Annotated in this window: 1 protein-coding gene; it reads left to right on the forward strand. The window is 55.7% G+C overall.

From position 1 onward, the window contains the following. Positions 1 to 280 (forward strand): cbb3-type cytochrome c oxidase subunit I (locus AB9F29_RS22490; RefSeq protein WP_369757324.1); only part of this gene is annotated, 280 nt, incomplete at both ends.

A 280-nucleotide genomic window follows, 5' to 3' on the forward strand; every position in this document is an offset into this window, starting at 1 on the left:
CCTTTCGTTCTGGCTTTATGTCGTTGGCACATGCCTTGGTATTGCCTCACTGTTTGCCCCTGGTGGCAACGGTCAAAGCGGTTCTGGTGTTGGCTGGGTGCTTTATCCACCTCTCTCCACCTCGGAGGGCGGCTACTCGATGGATCTGGCGATCTTCGCGGTCCACGTTTCTGGCGCTAGCTCGATCCTTGGCGCGATCAACATGATCACCACCTTCCTCAATATGCGTACCCCCGGCATGACAATGCACAAAGTGCCGCTCTTTGCGTGGTCGATCTTT

Source organism: Falsihalocynthiibacter sp. S25ZX9, from assembly GCF_041205405.1.
GTDB lineage: Bacteria > Pseudomonadota > Alphaproteobacteria > Rhodobacterales > Rhodobacteraceae > Falsihalocynthiibacter > Falsihalocynthiibacter arcticus.